At 61.6% G+C, this 906-nt stretch carries 1 pseudogene; it reads left to right on the top strand.

The features are described 5' to 3' along the window. Positions 1–49: 49 nt before the first annotated feature. Positions 50–896: pseudogene (locus VVR41_RS10685) on the top strand (IS5 family transposase). Positions 897–906 lie beyond the last annotated feature (10 nt).

Genomic DNA, 906 nt, shown 5'->3' with positions numbered 1-906 from the left:
TAGATTTACGCAGTTCACGAATGCACAGTGGGAGCGAGTTGAACCACTTCTGCCAACGAATGAGGGCCGTAAAGGCCGCCCGTTTGGTGATAGCCGCCGCGTTGTAGAGGGCATCATCTACCGGTACCGCACCGGAATCCCGTGGCGAGATCTCCCCGACCGGTATGGTCCCTGGCAGACGGTGTGGAAGCGGCATCGCCGCTACGCAACCGACGGCACCTGGGACCGCGTATTCGCGCACATCCTCGCCGAGGCCGATGCAGTGGGCGACATTGACTGGAACGTGTCAATCGACGCGACGATCAACCGTGCTCATCAGCACGGTACGAACCTGCCGCGCCCTGATCAGGACACAGGGGGCTCTATCGAATTACAAGAATCTGCCGTTATGCGAGATTGAACCGGCAGGTCACGGGATCGGGAGATCACGCGGAGGGTTGAGCACGAAGGTACATTTTGCTGTCGAGGGGCATGGCCGGCCGCTGTCGATTGTGGTGACGGGCGGGCAACGCCATGATGGCGCGATGTTGCAGGAAGTCCTCGGCGATATTCGGGTCCCGAGAATTGGGTGCGGGCAGGCGCGGACGCGCCCTGATGCGTTGCTTGCTGATCGCGGGTACACGTCACGGGTGAACCGCGCGTATCTGCGTGAGCGCGGCATCGCCGCGGTGATTCCGGAGAAGTCTAATGAGATCGCTGCCAGGAAGCGTAAGGGTCGTGCTGGCGGGCGACCGCCCGGGTTTGATGCGGAGCTGTACAAAGACCGCAACGTGGTCGAGCGGGCCTTTGGGTTGATGAAGCAGTGGCGCGGGCTTGCGACGCGTTATGACAAGCTCGCGGTCACGTATCGCGCGGGAGTGGTGCTTGCGGCGATTCTGGTCTGGTTACGCATATAAGAGACACGCC

The sequence above is a fragment of the Corynebacterium sp. LK2510 genome, assembly GCF_040946405.1.
Classification (GTDB): Bacteria; Actinomycetota; Actinomycetes; order Mycobacteriales; family Mycobacteriaceae; genus Corynebacterium.
This window is presented reverse-complemented; position numbering and strand designations above follow the sequence as displayed.